Origin of the sequence: Mesorhizobium sp. M7A.F.Ca.CA.001.08.2.1 (genome assembly GCF_003998455.1) — a bacterium.
Taxonomy (GTDB): Bacteria; Pseudomonadota; Alphaproteobacteria; order Rhizobiales; family Rhizobiaceae; genus Mesorhizobium; species Mesorhizobium ciceri.
In genome coordinates, this window is sequence record NZ_RZPW01000774.1 from 1 (window position 1) to 2,829 (window position 2,829).

Sequence of the window (2,829 nt, forward strand, 5' to 3'; positions counted from 1 at the left end):
TTGCCAAAGCAGGCGAGCTCGATGAAACAACTGATTTCAACAGTTCCGGCACAACTGCGATCGGCACGGGCGCGAAGGCCGGCGCCGTAGCCAACGATCAAAATGAGGCAACGGCGCTTGGTCACCTGGCGGAGGCCAACGCCGCTTTTGCGACAACACTCGGGGCTCAATCCAAGGCCAATTACACGGGATCAATGGCTATCGGTCATGGCGTGGAGACCACCCGCGACAATCAGGTGAAGGTCGGCAACGTTAATAACACCTATACGCTGGCGGGCGTCACTTCGGACGCGAGCAAGGCGGCGCAAGACCTAAACCCGGTCGATCCGGTCTTCTTGGTGACGACGGATGCTGCAGGCAATCTGGCGGCGTCGACATTCGATGTGGCCGCGCTCGAAGACCTGCCGGAAAAGGTTGCCGATCATGAAATTCGCATCGCCAGCAATACGAATAACATCAACGCTTTGAACACGACCGTGGGTGGCCACACGACCGAGCTTGCCGACCACGAGGATCGCATCGCCAGCAACACCAATGCGATCGCTACCCATACGACTCAACTCCTTGATCTCCATACGAGGGTGATCGACAACACCAGCAACATCGCGGCTCTCGACGGGCGCGTCGGCGCGTTGGAGTCCGGCTTCCAGAACCTTGGCGGCGAGATCAGCGAAACCCGCACGGAAGCGCGTGCCGGCACCGCGCTGGCGCTGGCTACCGCGGGGCTGCGCTACGACGACAGGCCCGGCAAGCTGTCGCTGGCTGGTGGCTTCGGTCATTTCAAAGGGCAATCGGGGCTGGCGCTCGGCCTTGGCTACAACACCAGCGAGGAGTTCCGCATGAACGCTGCCGTGTCGGCAACCACCGGCCGTGGCGATGTCGGCGTCAGCGTCGGAGCCTCATGGACACTGAACTGACGCGGCCGGGATGATGCGGGGTTTGGGGCTTCAGCATTCCGTGCCGTGGCAGTGGCGGGCGCCCGGTTGGCGGACTTCGGGCGCCCGCGGTTTTTTTGCCGCATTGGTGGCCATCACGCTGATGGCCGTTGCGGTGCCTGCGCAGCCCGGGCATGCGCAAGCCAAGGAAAAACGGGTGGGGCAAAAGGCGGCGCGGCCTGCCGGTATCGACCGCAATGGGGTGCTGATCCTGATCCGCGGTGCGCTTTTGGCGCTCGACCAGGCCAACAAGACCGGCAATTACACGGTGCTGCGCGATCTCGGCTCGCCGAATTTCCAGGCCAACAGTGCCGCACAGCTCGGCGACATCTTCGCTAACCAGCGCAAGCAGGCACTCGACTTCGGCGCCGTCGCGGTGCTCGAGCCGCAACTGACCCTTTTGCCGCAGATCGAGCCGAACGGCATGCTGCACATGGCGGGCTTCTTCCCGTCGGTACCCTTGCAGGTCAATTTCGAGCTTATGTTCGAGCCAACCGACCGGCAGTGGAAGATCTATGGCGTGTCCGTCAACCTGACATCAGGTGGCCCGCAAGCGCCCGACACGCCGGTGGCCGAACAGCCGAACCCAGCCGATGCCGGACCGCCGCCGGAGGGGCCGTCGATGGCCGTACAGCCGAAGAAAGAAACCAAACCGGTCAAGCCGTAGCGTGTGGAGCGTTCATGCACTGGTTCCGGCCAAATCCTATCCTCCGCCCCGATGTCGGGAGCACCTGAGTTGACCGATCAAAAAAGGCGCCAGAGGTACGTTTGCATACTCGACCCGACCAACGCATGGACGGTCTGGGATTGCGAGATGGAGATGCCGGCTTCACTGGGAGGCCAGCATCTGACCGGGCGGCCGAAGGAACGAGCCGAGGCTGCCCGCGCAATTCTGGAGCGGATCCACAAAAGCAAGATGGATGGTGGCAAGCCAAATCAACTCGTCGATTAATCGTGCCTTCTGCACTTCGTGGCGAGACCGCTGTCATGGTCGGATCGGCCAGTTGGCGCTGTCTAGAGGCGGACCTTCGGTGCCGACAACCTGATCCCTGAGATCAATCTCGAAAGCCGGCTCTTTGCTGCTGCCGGCATGTCGCGCCGGGCCAACATGGCCGGCTGTGCAAAGGCAGCTCGGCCCGAGGTTTTCGTGCGGCTTGCCGCCCCGCTCGTCGGTAAATTAGCCGAAGGGAATGTGTATCCCCGATGTAACAGTCCGGCTTCCGCAAGCGGTCATTGGCGGCACAAAGCGGCGGACCGTCGTCATATGACGACTAGGAAAGCAGGCCGCATTCGATCAGCCATTGGCAGGAAACACCGACGATCGCTTCGGCTCCCGCCGAGGGCGATCTGTCGGGATCGGGGCAGGGGCAGTACATGAATCTCAACAATAGCAATCGTCGCTACCGCAACCGCTTGCTGGTCGGCACGGCGATGGTCGGGGCGACGCTGCTCGGCTTTGGCCAAAGCGCCGAGGCCGCCTGCACGCTGACGGTATCACCTAACTATGTCTGCTCCGGTGCCAACACGACCGGCCAGATCGTGCCGTCCGGAATCGGTTTGCCGCTCGATCTCGGCGACTTCATCGCCCTTGCCCTTGCCCCGGCCAATCCTTCGGTCACCACGGATCCGGGATTCAGCGTCACCACCAGCGATCCCTTCGCGCTTGGCATACTGGGCAGCGGCGCGGTCAGCTACACCGATGCCAATTCTTCGGCGCTAAGCTCGACGACGGGCATCGGCCTTGGCGTCGTGTCGCTGGTTCCACAGGTGGCGCCTCCCTACTACGGACCCAATCCGGGCGGCTCGGTGACCATCGACACCGGCGGTGCCATAACCGGCGCCCTGATCGGCGTTGCTGCCATCAACACCGGCGACGGCGCAACCACCGTCAACG

Annotated in this window: 3 protein-coding genes and 1 pseudogene; all 4 read left to right on the top strand. The window is 62.8% G+C overall.

Going from position 1 to position 2,829, the window contains the following annotated elements; all coding sequences use genetic code 11:
* Positions 1 to 917: YadA-like family protein (locus tag EN914_RS30640; RefSeq protein ID WP_206527278.1), on the top strand; the 917-nt coding region annotated here is incomplete at its 5' end.
* 10 nt (positions 918 to 927) lie between these two features.
* Positions 928 to 1,602, top strand: coding sequence for a hypothetical protein (locus EN914_RS30645; protein WP_407067821.1), 675 nt, complete (start codon positions 928 to 930; stop codon positions 1,600 to 1,602).
* Between the two features lie 69 nt (positions 1,603 to 1,671).
* The gene (locus EN914_RS30650; protein WP_127218961.1) at positions 1,672 to 1,887 is read left to right on the top strand and encodes a hypothetical protein; all 216 of its coding nucleotides are present in this window, start codon (positions 1,672 to 1,674) and stop codon (positions 1,885 to 1,887) included.
* Between the two features lie 422 nt (positions 1,888 to 2,309).
* A pseudogene (locus EN914_RS30655) lies at positions 2,310 to 2,829 on the top strand (hypothetical protein); the annotation flags it as partial.

Bases quoted from the DNA above. Each gene is read 5' to 3' on its own strand.
- EN914_RS30645 (WP_407067821.1), top strand. From the start codon at position 928: ATGATGCGGGGTTTGGGGCTTCAGCATTCCGTGCCGTGGCAGTGGCGG.